The 20,036-nt window shown below is 40.1% G+C and carries 18 protein-coding genes; 8 read left to right on the top strand and 10 right to left on the bottom strand.

Annotation, left to right across the window (positions count from 1 at the left end):
* Positions 1-585: 585 nt before the first annotated feature.
* Positions 586-1,536, top strand: a complete 951-nt coding sequence (locus J8Z28_RS06310) for an IS30 family transposase (RefSeq protein WP_250659387.1) — start codon at positions 586-588, stop codon at positions 1,534-1,536.
* Between the two features lie 491 nt (positions 1,537-2,027).
* On the opposite strand, the gene queE is transcribed toward J8Z28_RS06310, so the two are convergent.
* The gene (queE, locus tag J8Z28_RS06305; protein WP_130150641.1) at positions 2,028-2,693 is read right to left on the bottom strand and encodes a 7-carboxy-7-deazaguanine synthase QueE; all 666 of its coding nucleotides are present in this window, start codon (positions 2,691-2,693) and stop codon (positions 2,028-2,030) included.
* 122 nt (positions 2,694-2,815) lie between these two features.
* On the opposite strand from queE, the gene queC reads away from it, so the two are divergent.
* Positions 2,816-3,496, top strand: a complete 681-nt coding sequence (gene queC / locus J8Z28_RS06300) for a 7-cyano-7-deazaguanine synthase QueC (RefSeq protein ID WP_268795049.1) — start codon at positions 2,816-2,818, stop codon at positions 3,494-3,496.
* 40 nt (positions 3,497-3,536) lie between these two features.
* Here queC and J8Z28_RS06295 read toward each other — a convergent pair whose 3' ends face one another.
* The 4 genes from J8Z28_RS06295 to J8Z28_RS06280 all read right to left on the bottom strand — a co-directional run bounded on the left by J8Z28_RS06295 (position 3,537) and on the right by J8Z28_RS06280 (position 8,125).
* A complete protein-coding gene (locus J8Z28_RS06295; RefSeq protein ID WP_250660102.1) occupies positions 3,537-5,711 on the bottom strand; it encodes an exonuclease domain-containing protein in 2,175 nt (724 codons plus the stop codon).
* Between the two features lie 66 nt (positions 5,712-5,777).
* Entirely contained in the window at positions 5,778-5,966 is a 189-nt protein-coding gene (locus J8Z28_RS06290; RefSeq protein ID WP_054553751.1) for a DUF3185 family protein, read from the bottom strand.
* Positions 5,967-6,041: 75 nt separating this feature from the next.
* Positions 6,042-7,451, bottom strand: a complete 1,410-nt coding sequence (locus J8Z28_RS06285) for a sensor histidine kinase (RefSeq protein ID WP_250660101.1) — start codon at positions 7,449-7,451, stop codon at positions 6,042-6,044.
* Positions 7,451-8,125, bottom strand: coding sequence for a response regulator transcription factor (locus J8Z28_RS06280; protein WP_250660100.1), 675 nt, complete (start codon positions 8,123-8,125; stop codon positions 7,451-7,453). Before J8Z28_RS06280 ends, J8Z28_RS06285 begins: the two co-directional genes overlap by 1 nt.
* 151 nt (positions 8,126-8,276) lie before the next feature.
* On the opposite strand from J8Z28_RS06280, the gene J8Z28_RS06275 reads away from it, so the two are divergent.
* From J8Z28_RS06275 to J8Z28_RS06265, 3 genes are read left to right on the top strand one after another with little or no spacing between them, the layout of a single operon-like run.
* The gene (locus tag J8Z28_RS06275) at positions 8,277-10,220 is read left to right on the top strand and encodes an LTA synthase family protein (RefSeq protein ID WP_250660099.1); all 1,944 of its coding nucleotides are present in this window, start codon (positions 8,277-8,279) and stop codon (positions 10,218-10,220) included.
* A 15-nt stretch (positions 10,221-10,235) separates the two neighbouring features.
* Entirely contained in the window at positions 10,236-11,861 is a 1,626-nt protein-coding gene (locus tag J8Z28_RS06270; RefSeq protein ID WP_250660098.1) for a phosphoethanolamine transferase, read from the top strand.
* Between the two features lie 20 nt (positions 11,862-11,881).
* Positions 11,882-12,262: a diacylglycerol kinase gene (locus J8Z28_RS06265; RefSeq protein WP_250660097.1), complete on the top strand. Its 381-nt coding sequence runs from the start codon at positions 11,882-11,884 to the stop codon at positions 12,260-12,262.
* On the opposite strand, the gene J8Z28_RS06260 is transcribed toward J8Z28_RS06265, so the two are convergent.
* From J8Z28_RS06260 to J8Z28_RS06240, 5 genes are all read right to left on the bottom strand, one after another.
* Entirely contained in the window at positions 12,259-12,492 is a 234-nt protein-coding gene (locus J8Z28_RS06260; protein WP_250660096.1) for a hypothetical protein, read from the bottom strand. The two genes, J8Z28_RS06265 and J8Z28_RS06260, sit on opposite strands and share 4 nt — an antisense overlap.
* 79 nt (positions 12,493-12,571) lie before the next feature.
* Positions 12,572-13,321 carry a hypothetical protein gene (locus tag J8Z28_RS06255; protein ID WP_250660095.1) on the bottom strand — a complete coding sequence of 250 codons (750 nt, stop codon included), beginning with the start codon at positions 13,319-13,321 and terminating at the stop codon, positions 12,572-12,574.
* Between the two features lie 3 nt (positions 13,322-13,324).
* Positions 13,325-14,047 (bottom strand): SIMPL domain-containing protein, encoded by a 723-nt coding sequence (locus J8Z28_RS06250; protein ID WP_105175182.1) that lies wholly within the window; start codon positions 14,045-14,047, stop codon positions 13,325-13,327.
* A gap of 153 nt (positions 14,048-14,200) precedes the next feature.
* Positions 14,201-15,046 carry an HDOD domain-containing protein gene (locus J8Z28_RS06245; protein WP_105175183.1) on the bottom strand — a complete coding sequence of 282 codons (846 nt, stop codon included), beginning with the start codon at positions 15,044-15,046 and terminating at the stop codon, positions 14,201-14,203.
* A gap of 187 nt (positions 15,047-15,233) precedes the next feature.
* A complete protein-coding gene (locus J8Z28_RS06240) occupies positions 15,234-15,533 on the bottom strand; it encodes a hypothetical protein (RefSeq protein WP_063528276.1) in 300 nt (99 codons plus the stop codon).
* A gap of 278 nt (positions 15,534-15,811) precedes the next feature.
* On the opposite strand from J8Z28_RS06240, the gene J8Z28_RS06235 reads away from it, so the two are divergent.
* From J8Z28_RS06235 to J8Z28_RS06225, 3 genes are all read left to right on the top strand, one after another.
* Entirely contained in the window at positions 15,812-17,602 is a 1,791-nt protein-coding gene (locus J8Z28_RS06235) for an ATP-binding protein (protein WP_063706897.1), read from the top strand.
* Between the two features lie 225 nt (positions 17,603-17,827).
* The gene (locus tag J8Z28_RS06230) at positions 17,828-18,028 is read left to right on the top strand and encodes a hypothetical protein (RefSeq protein ID WP_063706895.1); all 201 of its coding nucleotides are present in this window, start codon (positions 17,828-17,830) and stop codon (positions 18,026-18,028) included.
* 247 nt (positions 18,029-18,275) lie between these two features.
* Entirely contained in the window at positions 18,276-19,655 is a 1,380-nt protein-coding gene (locus tag J8Z28_RS06225) for an alpha-amylase family glycosyl hydrolase (protein ID WP_250660094.1), read from the top strand.
* Positions 19,656-20,036 lie beyond the last annotated feature (381 nt).

Genomic DNA, 20,036 nt, shown 5'->3' with positions numbered 1-20,036 from the left:
GTTATTTGGTTCTCACTAGGAGTGATCTTTGTTATCGGTTTCGAGCCAATTGAAAAATTGTTAATATGCCTAGGCTTCTTTATATACTTTTATAGATATATATATGCTTTTATTCTTAATAAAAGCATATATGCCCCTCACACAGGTCAGGAGATCCCTCCTGTGCCTGAAAACAAAATATTGAGATTAGTATTATTTTTTCTTGGAATTTTTTCTTGCACTGGATCAACTTTCTTTGTTGGTTAAGATGGAGTTACGAGAACATAGTAAAAAAGCGTTGCCATGGTGCAACGCTTTTTTGTTTTTAAGGCCACTGACTCAATTGACAAACTTATATAAATAGCAGATAAAATAGGAATAAATTTAGGTTTAAAACAAGTATATTGTTCATCTACAAGTTACCTAACTAGAACCCTTTATGCAGTGCTTTCAAGAGCCCAAAAGTATAGGGCTTACCGAAATAAGAGAGCGTTAACTATGCCCGAATTCAGATAATAAGTGCACCACTCATGGTTAAACGGTGAGAAGAGATCAACTGCCTGTTGGTGGTACTCTATCGTCGCCAAACAAACAGAAGTATTTACCATGAGTTACAAGCAGTTGATCGAAGGACAAAGATACCAGATAGAAGCCTACTTACGCGAGGGTTTTAGTTATCGTGAAATAGGCAAACGCCTGAAAGTCAGTCATAGCACTATCAGCCGAGAAGTCAGACGAAATAGGGTCCGGGAAAATCACTATCTACCCGAAGTCGCCCAGGCTAAGACACTCAAAAGGCGCGTTCAAGCCGCAAAGTCGTGTCTATCTAAGCAGACCATCACCTTTGTTGAGTTCGGATTAGAACAAAAGTGGAGTCCCGAGCAAATTGCAGGCGTGGGTCGAATTATTGGGCTTTCAGTGAGTCATGCGTGGATTTACGGCTATGTGCAACGGGATAAATTGAGCGGTGGCAAGTTGTTTAGGCACTTACGCCAAGGTCATCGACGATATCGCAAAGGTCGTCGTGCGAAGCGTGTCATTATCCCGAATCGGGTGGGCATTGAGCACCGTCCAGCGATTGTTGACAAGAAAAAGCGGTTTGGGGACTGGGAAGTCGATACCGTTCTCGGTAAGCAAGGGACAGGAGCCATAGTCAGCCTGGTTGAGCGCAAAAGTAAGCTGTATCTGATACGTAAAGTACCAGCAAAGTGCGCGGCTGATGTGAGCCGAGCTATGGTCGGCATGCTGTGGCGTTATCGCCGTCACGTTCATACCATAACGGCAGATAATGGGTGTGAATTCTGTGACCACGAACAGGTTGCAAAGAAACTGAAAACGGATATCTATTTCGCTAATCCATACTCATCATGGGAACGTGGATTAAATGAAAACTTTAACGGCTTGCTGCGCCAATACATACGCAAAGGCACTGACTTACGCACGGTAACAGACAAGCAAATTGCTGAGATTGAACGAGCGTTAAATGCCAGACCGAGAAAATGTCTGGGGTATAAACAGCCAGCAGTCGTATTCGAAGAATTACGCAAGGCGGCTTAATTTAGCGAGTGGTGCACTTCGGAGTTGAATTCGCGTGCTATTAAAAGAAAAGTTAGTTATTTTATTGGGTGTTATTTGGTTCTCATTAGGAGTGATTTTTGTTATTGGTTTCGAGCCAATTGAAAAGTTGTTAATATGCCTAGGCATCTTTGTATACTTTTATAGATATATATATGCTTTTATTCTTGATAAAATAATATATGCACCTTATACAGGTCAGAAAATCCCTTCTGTGCCTGAAAACAAAATATTGAGATTAGTATTATTTTTTCTTGGAATTTTTGTTTGCACTGGATCAACTTTCTTTGTCGGTTAGGATGGGGTTACAAGGAACATAGCAAAAAAGCGTTGCCATAGTGCAACGCTTTTTTGTTTTTAACTAGAAAGATTAAACCCCGTATCTACTTTATCGGGGTCAGATCACAGATCTGACGGCTGACGGCTGACGGCTGACGGCTGACGGCTGACGGCTGACGGCTGACGGCTAAACCCTAACTAATTCCTAAATATTTATGTACTTGAACCGATAAACGCCAATTCTTTGCAATACAGGTTTCAATGGCAAGCTTAGTTGCAGAGGTCTTTTGGCTAATTGGTTGCAGATACACTAAACGTGGATTCACACCCGTTTTTAAGAATAAATCTTCGAGCTCTTCCACATGCTTTTGCATTGCCACTGGGTGCTTAATTTCATCAGCGCGTTGCATTGCACTGCGTAATACGTTGTAGCCACCACGCATATTAATTTTTGGTGATACAGTCACCCATGTCTGCTCAGGGACTAAAATTTCAAATGTACCGCTGGTTTCAATTTGAGTCGAATAGCCATTTGCGTGTAATAATTCACACACTGGATTTAGGTCGTACATGCAAGGCTCACCACCAGTGATCACCACATGCTTTGCGTTGTAGCCACGTTCTTTAAATAGCGCTAACACTTGCTCAGCTGTTGCTTCAGCCCAATGATCTGAGTCTGCTTTTTTCTCAACGGTGTCATCAAGTGACACTTTATATACGTTATCAACGTCCCATGTTTGTTTTGTATCACACCAAGCACAGCCCACAGGGCAGCCTTGTAAACGTAAAAAGATTGAAGGTGTACCCGTAAAACTCGCTTCACCTTGAATTGTTTCAAACACTTCGTTAATTTTGTACAAAAGACATCTCACTTACGACGCAACGGTATAAAATACATACCATCAAAAAAACCAAAAACACGCGCAAAAATTGTTATTTAGGCCCGAGCCGTGTAGTATATCGCGCCCTGAAGTAAACCTCTATCAAAAGTAAGAGCAAAACAGATATGACGCAAAAAGTAGTTGTGATTTATTCCGGCGGTATGGACTCATTTACCGTATTAAATAAAGCCCTGCAACAAGGCCACGAAGTGTATGCCCTGTCGTTCGACTACGGCCAGCGTCATGTTAAAGAGCTTAAAGTAGCTGCTCAAGTATGTGAAAAGTTAGGTGTTTCTCACAAGATTGTTGATATTTCAGCGATCAACCAGTTGATTGGTGGCTCATCACTAACTGATGATATCGAAGTACCAGAAGGTCACTACGAAGAAGAAAGCATGAAGAGCACAATTGTGCCTAACCGCAACATGATTTTACTATCACTGGCTGTGGGTTATGCAGTGTCTTTAAAAGCTAGTAAAGTTTATTACGGTGCCCATTCAGGCGATCATGCAATTTATCCAGACTGTCGCCCTGAGTTCGTACAAAAAATGGATGATGTTTGCCGTATTGCCAATTACGACGCTGTTGAAATTTTCAGCCCGTACTTAAACAATACCAAAATCGACATTTTGACAGACGGTTTAAAAATGGGTCTTGATTACAGCCAAACATGGACCTGTTACAACGGCCGCGACAAAGCCTGTGGTAAATGTGGTGCTTGCCAAGAGCGCTTAGAAGCCTTTGCTTTAAATAACGTTACTGACCCTATCGAATACGAATAACCTTATTTAAAATGGGGCAGATTAAGTTTACAAGGCGAGTTTAACTCGCCTTTTTTGATTGTGTTTGTTGAATCAGATTTAACAGTTCTGCTGTGGCAGTTGCATCAGCTAACGCTCTATGATGATTCGTTAAATTCAATTCAAAATGTGCCGCTAAGTTACCGAGCGAATATGACTTAAGCTTTGGAAATGCCTTGCGTGATTCAACTACGGTACATAGCTTTGGCATTTTAAAGCCCTGCCCGATTGCACTGTACTCTTTGCGAATAAAGCCGTAATCAAAATTTACATTATGGGCAACAAATACGCTGCCTTTTAATAGTGAGCGCAGTGTATCGGCAACCTCTGCAAAGCGTGGCGCATCACGAACCATAGCGGCGTTTATCCCCGTTAACTTGGTGATAAAAGCAGGAATACTGCGCTCAGGATTGATTAAACTCGCCCATTGTTTAATTACTTCGCCCGCTTGTAACTGCACAACGGCTATTTCAGTAATTTTATTATTACCTTGTACGCCACCGGTGGTTTCTATATCCACCACACTATAAATTCGATTCGGATCATTAAACCAATTTACCGCAACGATATTCACTGCAAAGCCATGTTGCTTTAATACCTCAATACTGACAAGTTGGTTGCGTCTTAGTTTGTCGCCAGGGGCTTTCACTTCTTCAAAGGTGAGCTTATCCCCTTTAAGCACCATCAAGTCTGGGTAGCCGTCTTTGAGCTGCTTAAAGGTTTTTGTCATTTGTAGTAAATGCGCTTTTAAATTTTCAAGCGGGCTGTGTTTTATTAATACCTCTAGCGGCTCTAACATATCGCTGTGCCACACAAACACAGCGTTAGGGGCTTCATAAAACTGCCCCACGTTTTTGCAAACATATTTATATAAGGCTTCATTACTAGTGAATTTTGCAAGCTTTTGCTCAATTTGTGTTTGTTGAACTGTGTAAAAACAATCAGCCAGCAACACCTTTGGATAAAGATCAAATTCATTACATGGCGGGTGCGGGGTCTCTATAAAGAGTTCTTGCCAGAACGTTAAGGTAAAAAAACTCAACCAAAGATTATTCTCGGTAAAAAATACTGTATTACCAAGCTGCTGATAATGCTCGCACACTCCTTGCTCTACATCGCCACGGTAAATGTCATCAATCTCTAATTGATGCTCTGTATCGATGAGCATTTGTGTTAGGCGTGAGCGTTGTTGCTTGTTATATTTACGCTGTAAAAAGTCCTCTGCAAAATACAAAATGCCATCATCTAGTGGGTCTAGAATAACTTGTTCAAGCTTTTGTTCTACCCAGCTTTTATCACCTTGTTTGTAACGCTGGCGAATTGCTAGCTCTTGCGCTTCACTGCTACCTTCACAGTGCTCAAGTAATTCAAATGCAAATGCTAAGTCATGATCTTTAAGCTGCTTGTATAAGCGGATCAATAACTTGTTTTTGATACTCTGGGCTAATTCATCTTCAGAGTTAATGGCTAAAAGCGCTTGGGCTAAGTTTTGATACTGTAATTCTGACTCGCTTTCTTTGAACTGCATTCGCAGCTTATTTAATTGGTAATGCGTTTGTGCTTCGGCGAGTGTTTGAAAACGAGAGATGCTTTCACTGACATCACCACGCACTTTTGCAATTCCCAAATCACGCATCACAAAACGATTTTGATGATTGATATCACCGCCACTTAGTCGGCCGCTATGTAAAAATTCAAAGTATTCATAATACTGACTTCGGCTATTGACCACGAACTGACTAAACAACGACTCTAATTCACTGTGGTTGCGGTCAATATGCTCTTTACACAGCTGGGTTAAACTCTGTTTACTGGCTGACTTTTTGTAATCAGGATAAGTCGCCATTAGCTCTTCATTTGCTAATAGGGTTAACAGAGTTGGCTTGGTTAAATGCTCAAGCAATAGATCTAATTCGTCGCTGCTAGGATGTGCCACCAACCCTTGCTGCTTTAGCTTAAAAATAGCACCGTGCAGATTAGGGATCTCTTCATAATTTAATGATGACAACGCAACGACTTTTGGCTTTCGAGAATAAATACGCAGCAAAGTACATAAGCTTTGCTCATCAAGTTGAAGGAGTTTTTCAAGAAATAACTGCTGCTCTTCTAAAAGCAGATGCTTGCACTGAGATTGTATAAATTCAGCAAGCTCAAAGAAGTGACTTAAATAATATTTTGCTGGTAATTGTGTTTTCATAGCCAAACCCGACACTGTATATAAAAACAGTATCAGGTATTAGCTAATTGATTTCAATGTTTGCGGTTATTTAACTTTTAAAATACCCACAATTGCGCAAATTGCACCCCCGACCATACCGAGCCAAGCTTCAATTGGTGTATCACCACTAAACGTGCGGCTAATTTGCGCACTTGCAGAGTCATACACGTTATATCCCCATACGGCTAGCGCCACACCAATAACGATTAAAGCAATACCTATAATTTTTCCCATCGTGTTGTTCCTTATTGTTATTAATTTCTTTTTGATAACCTCAGTGTTGCACACATATTAAACGCCTGCAAAGCCTTAAGAAATAATCAAACTAAAGGTTATGTTTTGCCCACTTAACGACACCTGAAGTTCAGCGTCAATTGCTTTACTTAACGCTTTGGCAATAGATAAGCCTAACCCAAAGTTATCATTAGAGGTTCTGGCACTGTCTTTTTGCCAGAGTGGATCAAATAACTGGCTCAAATCGTCTTCTGTTAAAGGTACTTTTAATTCATTTGTAACAGAGAATTGCAGCTTATCCTCTTTAGTCAGTAGCGTGCTTACAGTCACAACGCTCTTATCAGGGCTATATTGCTTGGCGTTATTTACAAGGTTGGTGATGATTGATTCAAGGGCAAATAAATTACTGACAATAGCAGGAACATCATCTTGAAACTCAAACTTAATTCGCTCTAAATCATGTTTTTCTAAGGTACGTAAAATAACCTGGTTTAAATCACATGCATCTTGCTTTGGGAGTGCTTCATCACTGTATTTATGCAGTAATAATAAGTTTGACACAATGCTCTTTAAACGCTGGCTAATTTTTAGCACTTCGGGTTTAAAGTCTGCCTCAAACTCTTTTTCATTTGGAAAACGAATGGCCACTTCAGCCATATTAATAAGCTCAGCTATAGGCGTTTTTAACTCATGAGCAATATCCGAGGTTAAGCGTCTTTCACGAAAATAAAGCTGGCGGTTTTCCCGTATAAAGGCATTTAAGCTATCAACAATGGGTTGCAGCTCTTTAACAGGCTCTTTTATTGTTATCACTGCACTTTTATCCGCGATACTAAGCCTACTAATATCCCGGTTTAGTTTATTCAGCGGCGCTAAAGAACTGTCGACCGATTTACGCACAAATAGACGAATGAATACAATTACTGACACAGTAGAAACAACAAAAATAACGTCGATGAGCCATAAAACAAAGTCAACTTCTTCTGATGAAGCCGCATAAGCTAAGGTTATGGGTTGTTGCAAAGAGGTGTTAACGCCTTCAATAAAGTCTTCATCATCGTCTAGGTCTAAAGGCGGTATAAAGCGAGTATAAATAACCTGCCCATTGCGACCATCAGGTAACTCGGTATTGATGATTTTTGTCTCGCCAAGCTTTATTTTCTCTAGAGGTAGGTTCTTTTGTGAGAAAAGGTGCAAGCTTTCTGAACGCGCAAACACGCCAGACTGCGACCAAATTTGAAAATACTCAGTTTCTGTACTGCCAGAAAACTCAGGCATGAATTGCCCTGAAAAATCAAAATCAATTTCTTCTTCGTCAATATCAATCAATGACATAAGCATGCCGGCTTTTGATTTCAAACCACGATTAAATTCGTTATCAATCCAACTATCAACGGCGATATCGGTAGCAACTAAAATACTCAGCACTAGCCCAGTTATAGTAATCGATAATGTGGTTACTAACTTACTGCGAATTGATTTCATTATTTTCCTTGAATGATATAACCAAAACCACGCTTAGTTTGAATAGGTAACTCGCTACCTGCTGCCCTCACCTTTTTACGCGCCGATGATAAATGTGCTTCAATGGAGTTTTTTGAAACTAAGTCATATTGCCCAGCAATATAGGTACTTAACTTTTCAGCTGTGATCACTTTGTTTTGATTACTAAACAAGCACTCGACTATTTTATATTCGTTAGGGGTTAAATCGATAACGGTGTCGTTAACTTGCAAAAGTTTTAATTGTAAATTTAAAGCCAAGTTATCAATGCGGATCACATCACTGATTGTTTTCAGGCCGCCGCGACGCATTAAATTTAATAACCGTGCATGCAGCTCATCAAACGAAAATGGTTTGGTCAGGTAATCATCCGCCCCGGTGAGTAGTCCTTTTACTCTATCTTCTGGTTCTTGCTTGGCAGATAAAATAAGCACTCGCACGTCGAGCTGTTTTGCTCTTATGGTTTGTAATAACGTAATGCCATCAATACTGGGTAACATAATGTCGAGTATGATTAATTCGTACTCAGCAGTCATTGCCATACTCAAACCTTCAGCGCCATCGCCGGTTTCATCAATAGTAAAACCTAGGTTCTCAAGACCAATTCGTAGACTACGTCTTAATGACACCGAATCTTCTATAATCAACAATTTCATATGTTACTCATTTAGATAAAAACCGCTTTAGCATCACCAGCTTACGCTTTGAATCTTAAGATCCACTTAAGATTTACTGAAGTTTTTCTAGTTTAGAAAATATTAAGATTACCATAAGGATTTCTTAAGTTTCGATTAAGTAAGTACGACTATGACAACAAAACTTTCTGTTTTAAAACCTTTGTTCCGTTTTTCATTAATTTTAATGTCAGTTTTTATACTGTCGAGAATAGCCTTGCTAGTATGGCAACATCAAAGGTTAGCTGATGGCGATAGCCTTGCCGTTTTATTAGGCGGCTTAAGAGTCGACTTAAGCAGCTTAGGCTACTTGTCAGCCTTGGCTGTTTTAATGTTAGTAGCTGATGTGCTTTTGCGCAGCAAAACCGCTTTTTTTCAACAAGTTTTTACTCTTTATAGCAGCATAGTTGTGACTTTAATCGTGGTTGTTGAGGCTTCGACTCCCGCGTTCATTACTCAATACGATGTGAGACCAAATCGTTTATTTGTCGAATACCTAGACTACCCTCAAGAAGTCTTTTCTATGCTATTACATGGCCACCTATTTGCCATGATAAGCACCTTAATTATTGCAACGCTTAGTTGTGTATTTACGTATCGTTATATAAATGCAGCATTTAGCAAACAGCAAGATGCTAAAACGGTAAGCCAAGTGGTGATACTCGTTACTACTTTATTAGTTTGCTTAATTAGCGCAAGAGGCACTGTAAGCCATCGCCCGTTAAACCCTGCATTAGTGTACTTTTCAAGTGACTCACTAGTTAACTCCTTGGCACTTAATTCAACTTACAGTGTTGCATTTGCTATTAAGAATATGGGCAATGAAAAAAATGCCAGTAGTTTATACGGTACCATGCCACGTGATGAGATTTTACAAACAGTAAAGCAAGCAGCCTATAAACAGCAGTTTATCACAGAGAGTATCCCTACCCTTGCCAACAACACACCTTTTAACACAGGCAAACAAAAGAATTTAGTGATCATTTTAGAAGAAAGCTTAGGCGCACGCTTTGTTGGCGAACTAGGTGGCATAGGTGTGACTCCTGAGCTCGATAAGCTTTATCAACAAGGCTGGGGGTTTGATAACTTATACGCCACTGGCACACGCTCAGTTCGCGGTATCGAAGCGGTAACAACCGGGTTTACCCCATCACCTTCGCGCTCGGTGGTCAAACTTTCTAAATCTCAGCGTAACTTTTTCTCACTTGCTGATGTATTAACCCGCACCGGTTATTCCACCCAGTTCATTTATGGTGGTGAAAGTCATTTCGATAATATGAAAAGCTTTTTCTTAGGGAATGGCTTTAGCGATATTGTCGATATTAATGACATGCAAAACCCTGAGTTTATTTCGTCATGGGGAGCAAGCGACGAAGACTTGTTCAATCAAGCTGATATAGAGCTAAGTGAGCTAAATAAATCAGGCAAACCATTTTTCAGCCTTGTGTTTACCTCAAGTAACCACGACCCATTCGATATTCCAGAGGGTAAAGTAACACTGCCTGAAGGCCACGACCCAGAAAACTACAAACGCGATCTAGCAATCAAATATGCAGACTATGCTCTTGGTAAATTCATCGCGAAGGCAAAAACGCAAGATTACTGGCAAGACACCGTCTTTTTAGTGGTTGCAGATCATGATGTGCGCGTGTTTGGTTCAGAGCCTGTGCCGCTTAAATCTTTCCACATCCCTGCTGTGATCCTAAATAGTGATATGGATGCAAAGCGCGATACTCGCTTAGTCAGCCAAATTGATTTACCTGTTACTTTGTTGTCGTTATTAGGCGTTGAGCAAGCAACCCCCATGCTTGGTTATGATTTAACTCAACAATACCCTGTTGAGCGCGCCATGATGCAGTACTACGACAACTTTGCTTACGTAGAAAATGGTGAAGCCGTGATCCTGATGCCAAACCAAAAAGTGAGCTATTGGCGCTATGACTCTACAAGTAAAACGCAAGTTGCCATCGATAACACAGATAGCAGCGTAGAACTTGCCAAAAAAGCCTTAGCACACGTCTTATTTAGCAATTTAGCTTATACCGAACAGTTGTATCGCTTACCAAATAAATCGTAGCGATGAGGAATGATTATGAGCATGCAAATTAAACAACTCCTTACTAAAAAATGGCACGTTAGCTACAGCCAATTTGTCTGGCTGGTGTCGTTGTACTTGGTTATTGCATTTAATGGCCTGTTTTTATTTAACATGCTTGAAGCAGCCAGCAAACCTGAACATATCAACTGGTTATTTATAGCAAGCGTACCGTTTTTCTTATTAGCACTGACGGCAATGGTGTTAAGTTGGTTATCGTTAATCACCTTTGTTAAACCCGTGCTTTTAACAAGCGTCGTGGTTTCATCGTTGTTGTTTTATGCAACCTTAAATTACGGTGTTATCTTTGATAAAAGCATGCTGCAAAATATCTTAGAGACAAATTCAGGTGAGGCTTTTTCATACCTTAATGTACAAGTTATCGCTTTTATTACTGTGCTAGGCGTACTGCCTGCTTATTTGTTTTCTCGCTTTGAAATTGTCGGAAACTTTCGTGTTCGTCTTAAAAGCTTTGCGCTTCTTAACGTTACAGCGTTTACTGCTGTAGCTGTTATTGCCGTTCCTTTTTATAAAGATTACGCCTCTGTAGGGCGTAATAATCGTCAATTAACCAGCTACATTACCCCCTTTGCATTTTATACTGCGGGCTATAAGTACCTGCGCGATAATTATTTTTATCCACCTTTACCATTTAAAGTCTTAGATAAAACACCGCACCTATTAGCTAAGCAACAAAGTTCACTGACGATTATGGTGGTAGGCGAAACAGCACGCGCAGCAAACTTTTCACTACAAGGTTACGACAAGCCGACTAATCAATATACCCCTAAACTTGGCGTTAAATATTTCAGTGATGTTAGTTCATGTGGCACCGCAACGGCCATTTCTGTACCTTGCATGTTCTCGCGCTTAGACCGCAATCACTATGATTCGCGCATCGCGCAAAGCCAAGAAAATGCCCTAGATATCATTCAACGAAGTGGTGTCGAAGTAACGTGGATTGATAACAATAGCAGCTGTAAAGGGGTTTGTGTGCGGGTAAACTCAGAAACGGTAGAACCAACAAAGAGCAACCCACTTTGTGACGGACGCTATTGTTTTGATGAAGTACTGGTTGAAGAATTGGCTGCAAAGCTTGCCAAAAGTGATGCGAAACACCAACTAGTGGTATTACATATGATTGGTTCACACGGGCCAACCTACTATCGCCGCTATCCAGAAAAAGACAGTAAATTTTTGCCTGATTGCCCACGTAGCGATATCCAAAATTGTAGCAGTGAGCAACTCACAAACACCTATGATAATACCATTGCTTATACCGACCTAGTGCTGAGTAAACTTATTAATTTACTGCAAAGCAGTCAGGCGGATGACAAAGCCCTACTGTATGTTTCTGATCACGGTGAATCACTGGGTGAAAAAGGCTTGTACTTACATGGCTTCCCGTATGCGTTAGCGCCTAAAGAGCAAACCCAAGTGCCTATGCTGTTTTGGAGTAATAAACTAGCCGATACCCGCTTTAATCAATGTATCGAACAGCAGCGTAACCATGCTTTTTCGCACGATAACATTTTTGACACCCTACTAGGCTTAACCCATGTACAAAGCACTGAATATCACCCAGAGCAAGATATCTTTAATGCTTGCTCAACACAAAGCTAACGAAATAGAGATTTCATACTATGCAATTTGATAGCACTAACAAACCCATTGGCATTAAACGTATTCGCCTTGCATTCAAAAACTCCCAACGAGCATTCACGTGGTTAGCAAAGCATGAGTCTGCTTTTAAACAAGAGCTGGTACTGTTGGTCCTAGCCATAGCGGTGGTTTTTGTATGGCAGATTAGTCTGTATGAGAAAATTATGCTGCTTGTATCAGTGCTATTTGTGATGTTTGCTGAAGTCGTCAATACGGCAATTGAAGCCGCCATTGACCGAATAGGCCTTGAAATTCATCCATTATCAGGCCTAGCTAAAGACTTAGGATCCGCAGCCGTACTGATTGCTTTAACGATTTGTGCGTTGGTATGGGGCGGCGTGTTTGTTAATAACCTAAGCTAACTCGCTTTTTTATCATCAGGGGTGTCATTACAAAGTGCACAGTGGCGCCCTTTTGATGAATGATATAAACGGGTTGCGATAAAAATGGCCGTGGCAATAAAAGACCAAAGTAGCGCAAAACCTAACGCGCTGAGCGTCTCGTGACCTTTTAGAATTTCCACCATAAATAACAAAATTGCCACCAGCGTAAAAACTTTAGTGGTTCTTAGTATCCAAAATTTTGTACCCACAATTTACTCCTTTATACCAGAATCCTTAGAACGAGACTCCTTTGAAAGAAGAAGTGTAGTACAAAATAAGAAAAACAACCTAAAAAGCTAAAACAGGCTCAGACAATATCTGTACATTATTTCTAAATACCTCTAAAAGCCCCGGCGGTGAGTGTTCAGTGCCAAGCACTACCACATGACAGACATAACGATAGCCATTGTTAGTAAAGGTATAAAAATGATTCCCTCCACTGCCATCAAAGCTTAATGTGCCCCCTGTGATCACAAGGCTTGGCTCATCTTGCATTGATTGATCAACCTCCCATGCTGCATAGCGGTATTGATTATCAGCCAGTTCATCGATACGAATTAAATGCTGTTTAGTTTGCCACGTTAGTATCGGCTTTGTGAATTCACGGAGGCTTTTGTGTAATGCTTGTTTTTGCTCGTCAATCAATGCTTCGCGTCGTGCTTTTTCTGCCTCTGATTCATAAGGCACAGCCCAAATGGAGCCATCAAAGTCTAACCACAATTTGCCTGAATCAAACATAATGCCACGCCACCCCATCATTTCCCAATCATGGCGAATACTTGAGTTCACGATTTTTTCGACAAACTCTTTATCAAAAATTTGCTCAAACTTTTCTATGAGCATTTGCTCATTTTCTATTGCTTGCAGCGGCGCTTTACGCTGCAAAGGATAATGCACTCGCTTGGCAATGGCAGCTTTGTCACCCGCCTTAAATACCGCAACCACAGGTTTGACGATATTTAGGTGCTTTGTTGCGGCAAGACCACTGAATGCCATCAACAAAAGGAATAGATAAACGCTGTACTTAAAAAATCTCATTAATTACTCAACCACCAAATCAAACACAACATTGACACTTGCTCTGAAGGTAATCGACTCTTGTAGATACTTACCTTCTGGGACTGTATTAATACGTGAGCCCGTAACCATAATTCGTTCAATATTTGTATTGCTACCATAGCCAAAGTGACTACCTACCTCTTGCGATTGAATACTATACACCCGACCAAGTTTCGCTTCGAATGCGCTAGCGAGGCTACTTCCCTGCTGTTTGGCATTCGCTACTGCTTTATCAAGAGCGGCTTGCTCGTAATCTGAGGCTTTGGTTGATAAAAGTTGAATTTGCTCGATTTGATTGACACCCACTTTAAGCGCAAAATTTAAAAATCCGTCCAAAAGGGAGAGTTTTTTAAGGCTGACTTTGACCTTTCGCGTGGCTCGAAAACCATCTTTAACTTGATTATCATTTTCGTCATAACGCATGTTCGGCTCTACGAAAATTCGACCCGCAGAGATACTTTTTTCGTCTATAAAGAAATTATTTAAGCCCGCAAGGAGTTCATTGACTTGCGCATCTACTTGCTGCTTAGCCTGCACGCTTTCAGCTTTTACAGCTTCAAACTCTAACGTGATATCAGCCCTATCGGGGGCAGTACGTACAACAGCCTCACCTTTAACAACAATATGACGATTATCCGGCAGACTTGTAGCAGCCATCGCAGAACTGCTACATAAAACCAGTAACAACAAAGATTTAAGCATCATAACCTCTCCTTAGAAAAAAGTTATGATGCCTTGCTACAGCAGGAAAGTATAGTAATGCATACTTTCTTTCGATATAAAAAAAGCGAGTGATGATAACTCACCACTCGCAAACTCATCGAAGTTAAGATGATAGGAAATAAACGCTAATTGGCTTTAACTAGCCATCGCATTGTCGACGTAATCTTCGACCATATCGGCAAAATCTTGATCAACAATACCCAGCTCTGCAAAGCACTGCTCTTTAATTTTAAACCACTCGCTCGAATACTGTTGGTGACGGGCATAGTCCACAGCACTCTCCGCGCATTTTAAGATGGCATACGCCATACGTTGTTGCTCATCATTGTTTTGCTCTAAAAAGTGCGTGTTGTGATGATTTAAAATAACATGACAAAGTGGCTTTGGAAGGTGCCATGATACCGAGATAAAATAACCAATCACCGCATGATCGCACTGATAACGAGCCTGTTCTAGGTCGGTGATAGCCAGCTCTTTAGCTAGATTTGCTTGTTTAAGAACATCAACATAACCTCTGAACTTTAATGCCATAGCAGCAATACCGACATTATGGAAAAGCCCTAATGAATAAAGCTCGTCCACTGGCATTAATGACTTATAACTGTTTCCTAGCAGTACACAGGCATTTGCAACTTCAACCGACTCATCCCAAAAGCGCTCTAAGCTAATACAGGCATTACCTTTAAAATTTTGCTTAAGCAAGGCTAAGGTGACTAGCCGATTAAGCTGATCTAACCCTAAAAACATCGCCGCTTGGCGTATATCACTAATGGTGCGTTGTAAGCCAAACACCGGGCTATTTATAGTTTTTAATAATAAGGCCGACAGGCTAATGTCTCGAGAGATCAAATTGGCTATTTTATCTAAGCTTGCATCCGACTTTTGCATTTCATCGGCAATTTGGCTCAATAGCTCAGGTTTTGGTGGAATATGAAAACCGCGTTCAAGCGAAACTAGGCGTTGTTCATCTAAGTTGATCATTTGCCCAAGAGCCTCCGTTAATAAGCAACGAGCAATTTAATGGTTTAGATGTGTAAAATAACCTAAGAAGTTCGCCTTAGTATTGTTTGAGATCAATGTGTTGCGAAGAAAGGAAAATAATTAATGAAAGGCTAACACGGCACATTATGACAACTTGCTATAATATGCCGACTTTTTGAAGATTTGCTTAGTGGGCAAGTACGCTTAGCCACTCATCAGGGTTTGCTAGGATGAACTCAAATACATCGTTGTTATTTAGAGTAATGCGAATTCCATCTGCTGTAATTGGTAGAATACCCGCACCTTTACCCGAACACTTATCAACGTTATTGATGTGCGCTCGTGAAAGTGTATATGGACCTAAGCCTAACTCTTTATTAAACGGTTCAAAAACAATCTCTTGTTCAGTCACTAAAAGCTTACCATCCGCTTTTGCGACACCCGATTGAATAGTCGCTGTTGATTCTTTGACTGTGTGTGCGTGCATATCCTTTACTCCAATTAACAGATGAGTGTTAACTTACACTCAATGAAACCTTAAAATTTCGTACCAACTTAAGATACACCACGTACAAAAAAAGTACAGTGAAATTGATTTCAAACTTTTTTAAAAAAACTTAATTATTCGCTTTAAGTTATTTTTAGCTTAGTTGTTAAGGTTTTTTATTATCCTCACAAAAAGTCATTCTGACATAGGCCTTTCTTATGTGAACGAAAAAAATACTGCTATGCTTAAATTAACAGTAAGATAGGTGCGGTAAACTGATGACAAAAGCGTTGCAGCAAACTAAAAACAAGTTGAAAGTGAATGCAATTATCGTGATTGCATTAGTAACGTCGCTCACTGTTACCTCATTATTCTTTTACAAAAATGTCGACTCACAATGGCATGACTATTCAAAAACCGCCGCTAACGTTTATGTACTCCACGACAAGCTAATTCAAAAACTCGGGTATGGTGGCTTTATTCACCATTTTAAAAACCTAGTGCTCAGAAAAAATACAGAACTGTATCTTCCGCCCATTGAAAAGGAACTCATCGAAATAAAAGAGATCCTTGCCAAACTTAGCGCAATAAAAGAGTACGATCAGACTGCGCTTACTGACGTTAAAAAAACGGTTATTGAATATGAAGATAAACTCGATATTGTTTTAAGAATGATAGCTAATGGCGCGACTAGCGAGCAGATAGATACCACTGTAAAAGTAGATGATACAGATGCGTTGAAGGCACTTGCCGCGTTCGAGCGGCATGTAAAGTTAATGCTTCAAGATAAAAGCATCGCCATTGATGAAAACTTCCAAATTGCTTACATCGTGCATGTGTTAACAATTATATTGCTCACTAGCATATTGCTTATTTACTTTAGAAAGCTTTCAAACTCTTATAAACAACAGATTGAGCTTACTGAGCGCGCTTTAGAAGGCGCGAGAATAAAATCAGAATTTTTAGCTAATATGAGTCATGAAATACGTACCCCACTTAATGGCATTATGGGGCTTTTACAAATTTTGCAGCCAAATATTCAAAAACCGAAAAATATAGAAGTTGTGTCTAAGGCACTGTTTTCTTGTCGATCACTCCTTACTATCATCAACGATATTTTAGATTTTTCGAAAATGGAGGCGAACGAGCTTTCAATTGAACAGGTGGACTTTTCGATGTCGAAGGTCGTTGAATCAATCAATTCTGATTTTCTGCCGCTTTGTAACGAAAAAGCAATCGAACTAAACATAGATATAGACGATGACGTTGAAGATTTATGGATAGGAGACCCAGTTCGGGTTCGACAAATTATTTTAAACCTGGTTTCTAACGCCGTTAAATTTACCGAGCAAGGTGGCGTGCAAGTAAAAATTAATAAATCTTCGCAAAGCCAAAAACAAGGTGTTGAGATAGAAGTAATTGATACCGGCATTGGTATGAATAAAGAAGGTTTAATGCATCTGTTTAACCGTTTTCAGCAAGCCGATAACAGTATAACACGACGTTTTGGCGGGACTGGATTAGGGATGTCGATCACCGCGAATCTTATTAACCGTATGAATGGCAGTATTGATGTAGACAGCGCGCTCGGTAAAGGCACCCATTTCACCGTTTATTTACCGCTCAAAGTATCTGAAAAGCAGCACTTACATGATAGCTTTACCGATGTAACCGCACCTGACTTATCGGCTAAAACTGTACTAATTGCTGAAGATAACCCACTCAATACAATGATCATCAAATCGATGCTTGCAGAAACCAACGCAGATCTTCATTTTGCAAAAGATGGCGCTGAAGCAGTCGAGCTATTTAAACAACTAAACCCCATTTTAGTTTTAATGGATATACAAATGCCAACTATGGGGGGAATCGAAGCCTGCTCACATATTCGTAGCATTGATAAAGAGGTGCCTGTTATTGCCTTGACTGCCAACGTAATGAAAGAAAATATCATCGAATACATGAACTGTGGTTTTAATGGCCACGTAGGCAAACCCATTGAAAAGCATTTACTATTTAAAGCGCTGCATGATGTCATTGCAATTAGCCGTGACGAGTTCATAGACTAGGCTTCCCAAGCAGAAAATTTTATTTTACTTTACTTTCAATGCGTTACAATTTCACTTCTACGTTTATCCTGCTGATTCAATATTGTATGATTTTTATCCTATATTGATTGACTTGGCTAAAAAGATCCCTCATAGTCGAAAAAATCATCAGTACACATTAGACCAAATTATAAAAACCAAGTAGCAACTAAAACGCTATCAACAAAAATGTGGAGGAGATGCGTTATGAACCGTAAGTCAAAATTAATCTACCGTATTATGTTGGCCTCTAAGCTTCATAGCCGTAATAAAGAGATATCACTCGATAAACTAAAACAAGGCTGCTGCCTAAGTGACTCTGAATTACTAACCATTATAAAAGAGCTGGAAATTAAAAAACTGATCAGCTGGGATGCCAGTAAATCGGCTTTTATGATTTCAGCCTAGCTCAGCATATTTAAACGACAGCTTGGCTACACCTGGCTGTCGTTTTTACATATTTCCCCACCCTATTTAATCATTTAAGTATTTATCCGCCACCCCCTATAATTAAGCCATTAAATAAGACCTTAATCGATTATGTAACTGCATTGTGAATACGTATGCACATATTTGTTACATTCATTATCAGGGTATATATTTATCAGACTGCGTGTTTTTTACACGACAACTAAAACCGACAACAAGGCCTGATATGAATTCATTGCTAACCAAAAGTTTGCTTATTTTATTGCTAAGCCTCATTACTGCATGTACACACACTAAAACTGCAAACACTGCCTATGAGCCCAAGCCTTACGTAAAACTAATTCATCCTGAGTGGTCAAAAAATGCGGTGCTTTATCAATTAAATACGCGTCAATTCACTAAAGAAGGCACCTTTAATGCAGCACAGCAGCAATTGCCACGCTTGAAAGAGTTAGGCGTTGATATTATTTGGCTTATGCCAATAAACCCGATTGGTGAAGAAAATCGCAAAGGCAGTTTAGGTAGCCCTTATTCTGTAAAAGATTACCGTAAAGTAAACTCTGAGTTTGGCACACTTGAAGACCTCAAAGCCTTTGTGAACAAAGCCCATGATATGGGGATGTACGTCATTTTAGATTGGGTAGCAAACCACAGTGCTTGGGATAACTGGCTTCGATATGAACATCCCGATTGGTACGACCGAGACTACAAAGGCCAATTTAGGCCAACACCGTGGTGGGATTGGTCTGACATTATTGACTTTGATTATTCGAAACCTGCTCTACGTGAATACATGACAGAATCGATGAAATACTGGGTAAAAGAAGTCGGTATTGATGGCTATCGCTGTGATGTAGCTGGCTTTGTGCCGGTAGATTTTTGGAATAATGTCCGCCGTGAGCTTGATAACATAAAGCCTGTTTTAATGCTGGCTGAGTGGGAGTCTCGCGATTTACATGCCGAAGCCTTTGATATGACTTACGCGTGGTCGTGGTCTGAGCACATGCATAAAATCGTCAATGGTCATGCTGATGTCAGCGCCCTCTTTGTTTATTACTCATGGAACGAAAGTGCATTCCCAGCCGAGGCTTACCGCCTTGTAGGTGTTGCCAACCATGACACTAATGCATGGGAAGGCACCATGTTCGAAAACTATGGCGATGCACTTGAAGCCGTTATTGCATTATCTGTCGTTGGCGAAGGCTTTCCGATGATCTATAACGGCCAAGAAGCAGGTAACGATAAACGTCTCGCCTTTTTCGAACGTGACCCAATCAAATGGCAAAAGCACCCTATCGGTGACTTATATCAATCACTATTTTCACTCAAACATAATAATGAAGCACTGTGGAATGGCCAATTTGGCGGCCGCATGGTGCATGTACCAAACACCGCACCAAATCAAGTGCTAAGCTTTGTTCGTGCAAAAGGCAACGATAAAGTATTTGCCGTATTTAACCTATCAAAAGCGCCACAAACAGTTAGCTTTAAAGAACCATTGTTTTTGGGTAAATACACAGATGCTTTTTCAAAACAGGCAATGGAATTGACTCAAACAACAGAACTCACAATTCCTGCATGGGGATTTAGAGTGTTTGTAAAATAGTGTTAGAAGCCAAGGAGCTATAGTTAATTGTAATTACAGAGACATTATTCAGACAGGGTAATAAATCTGCGTAATTTAACTAGAACATAAAAGACGGTATCGAAAGCGTGTTTTAAAAAGAGATAGATATGAAGAAAGTCACCCAATGTTGTTTGAAGTGTAAGTTGACATAGCCTCATTCGATTTCATTGAACTACAACAGCAGTAGTGAAGTGTATATTGGCATAAAATTGAAGTATAAAATGTCATAGAGCTACTAATTTTCTTAAATTAAAAGATCAAGTGCAAATTAAAAGCTCCTAATATAAAAGCCAGCATTAAAGCTGGCTTTTATAGAGTATACTTATTATTTGGTTGAATTCTGGCCCTCAATTAGCGAGG

Origin of the sequence: Pseudoalteromonas sp. SCSIO 43088 (assembly GCF_023650795.1) — a bacterium.
GTDB classification, from domain to species: Bacteria; Pseudomonadota; Gammaproteobacteria; order Enterobacterales; family Alteromonadaceae; genus Pseudoalteromonas; species Pseudoalteromonas shioyasakiensis.
The sequence above is the reverse complement of the archived record's forward strand: the minus strand, read 5'-3'. Positions and strand labels throughout refer to the sequence as shown.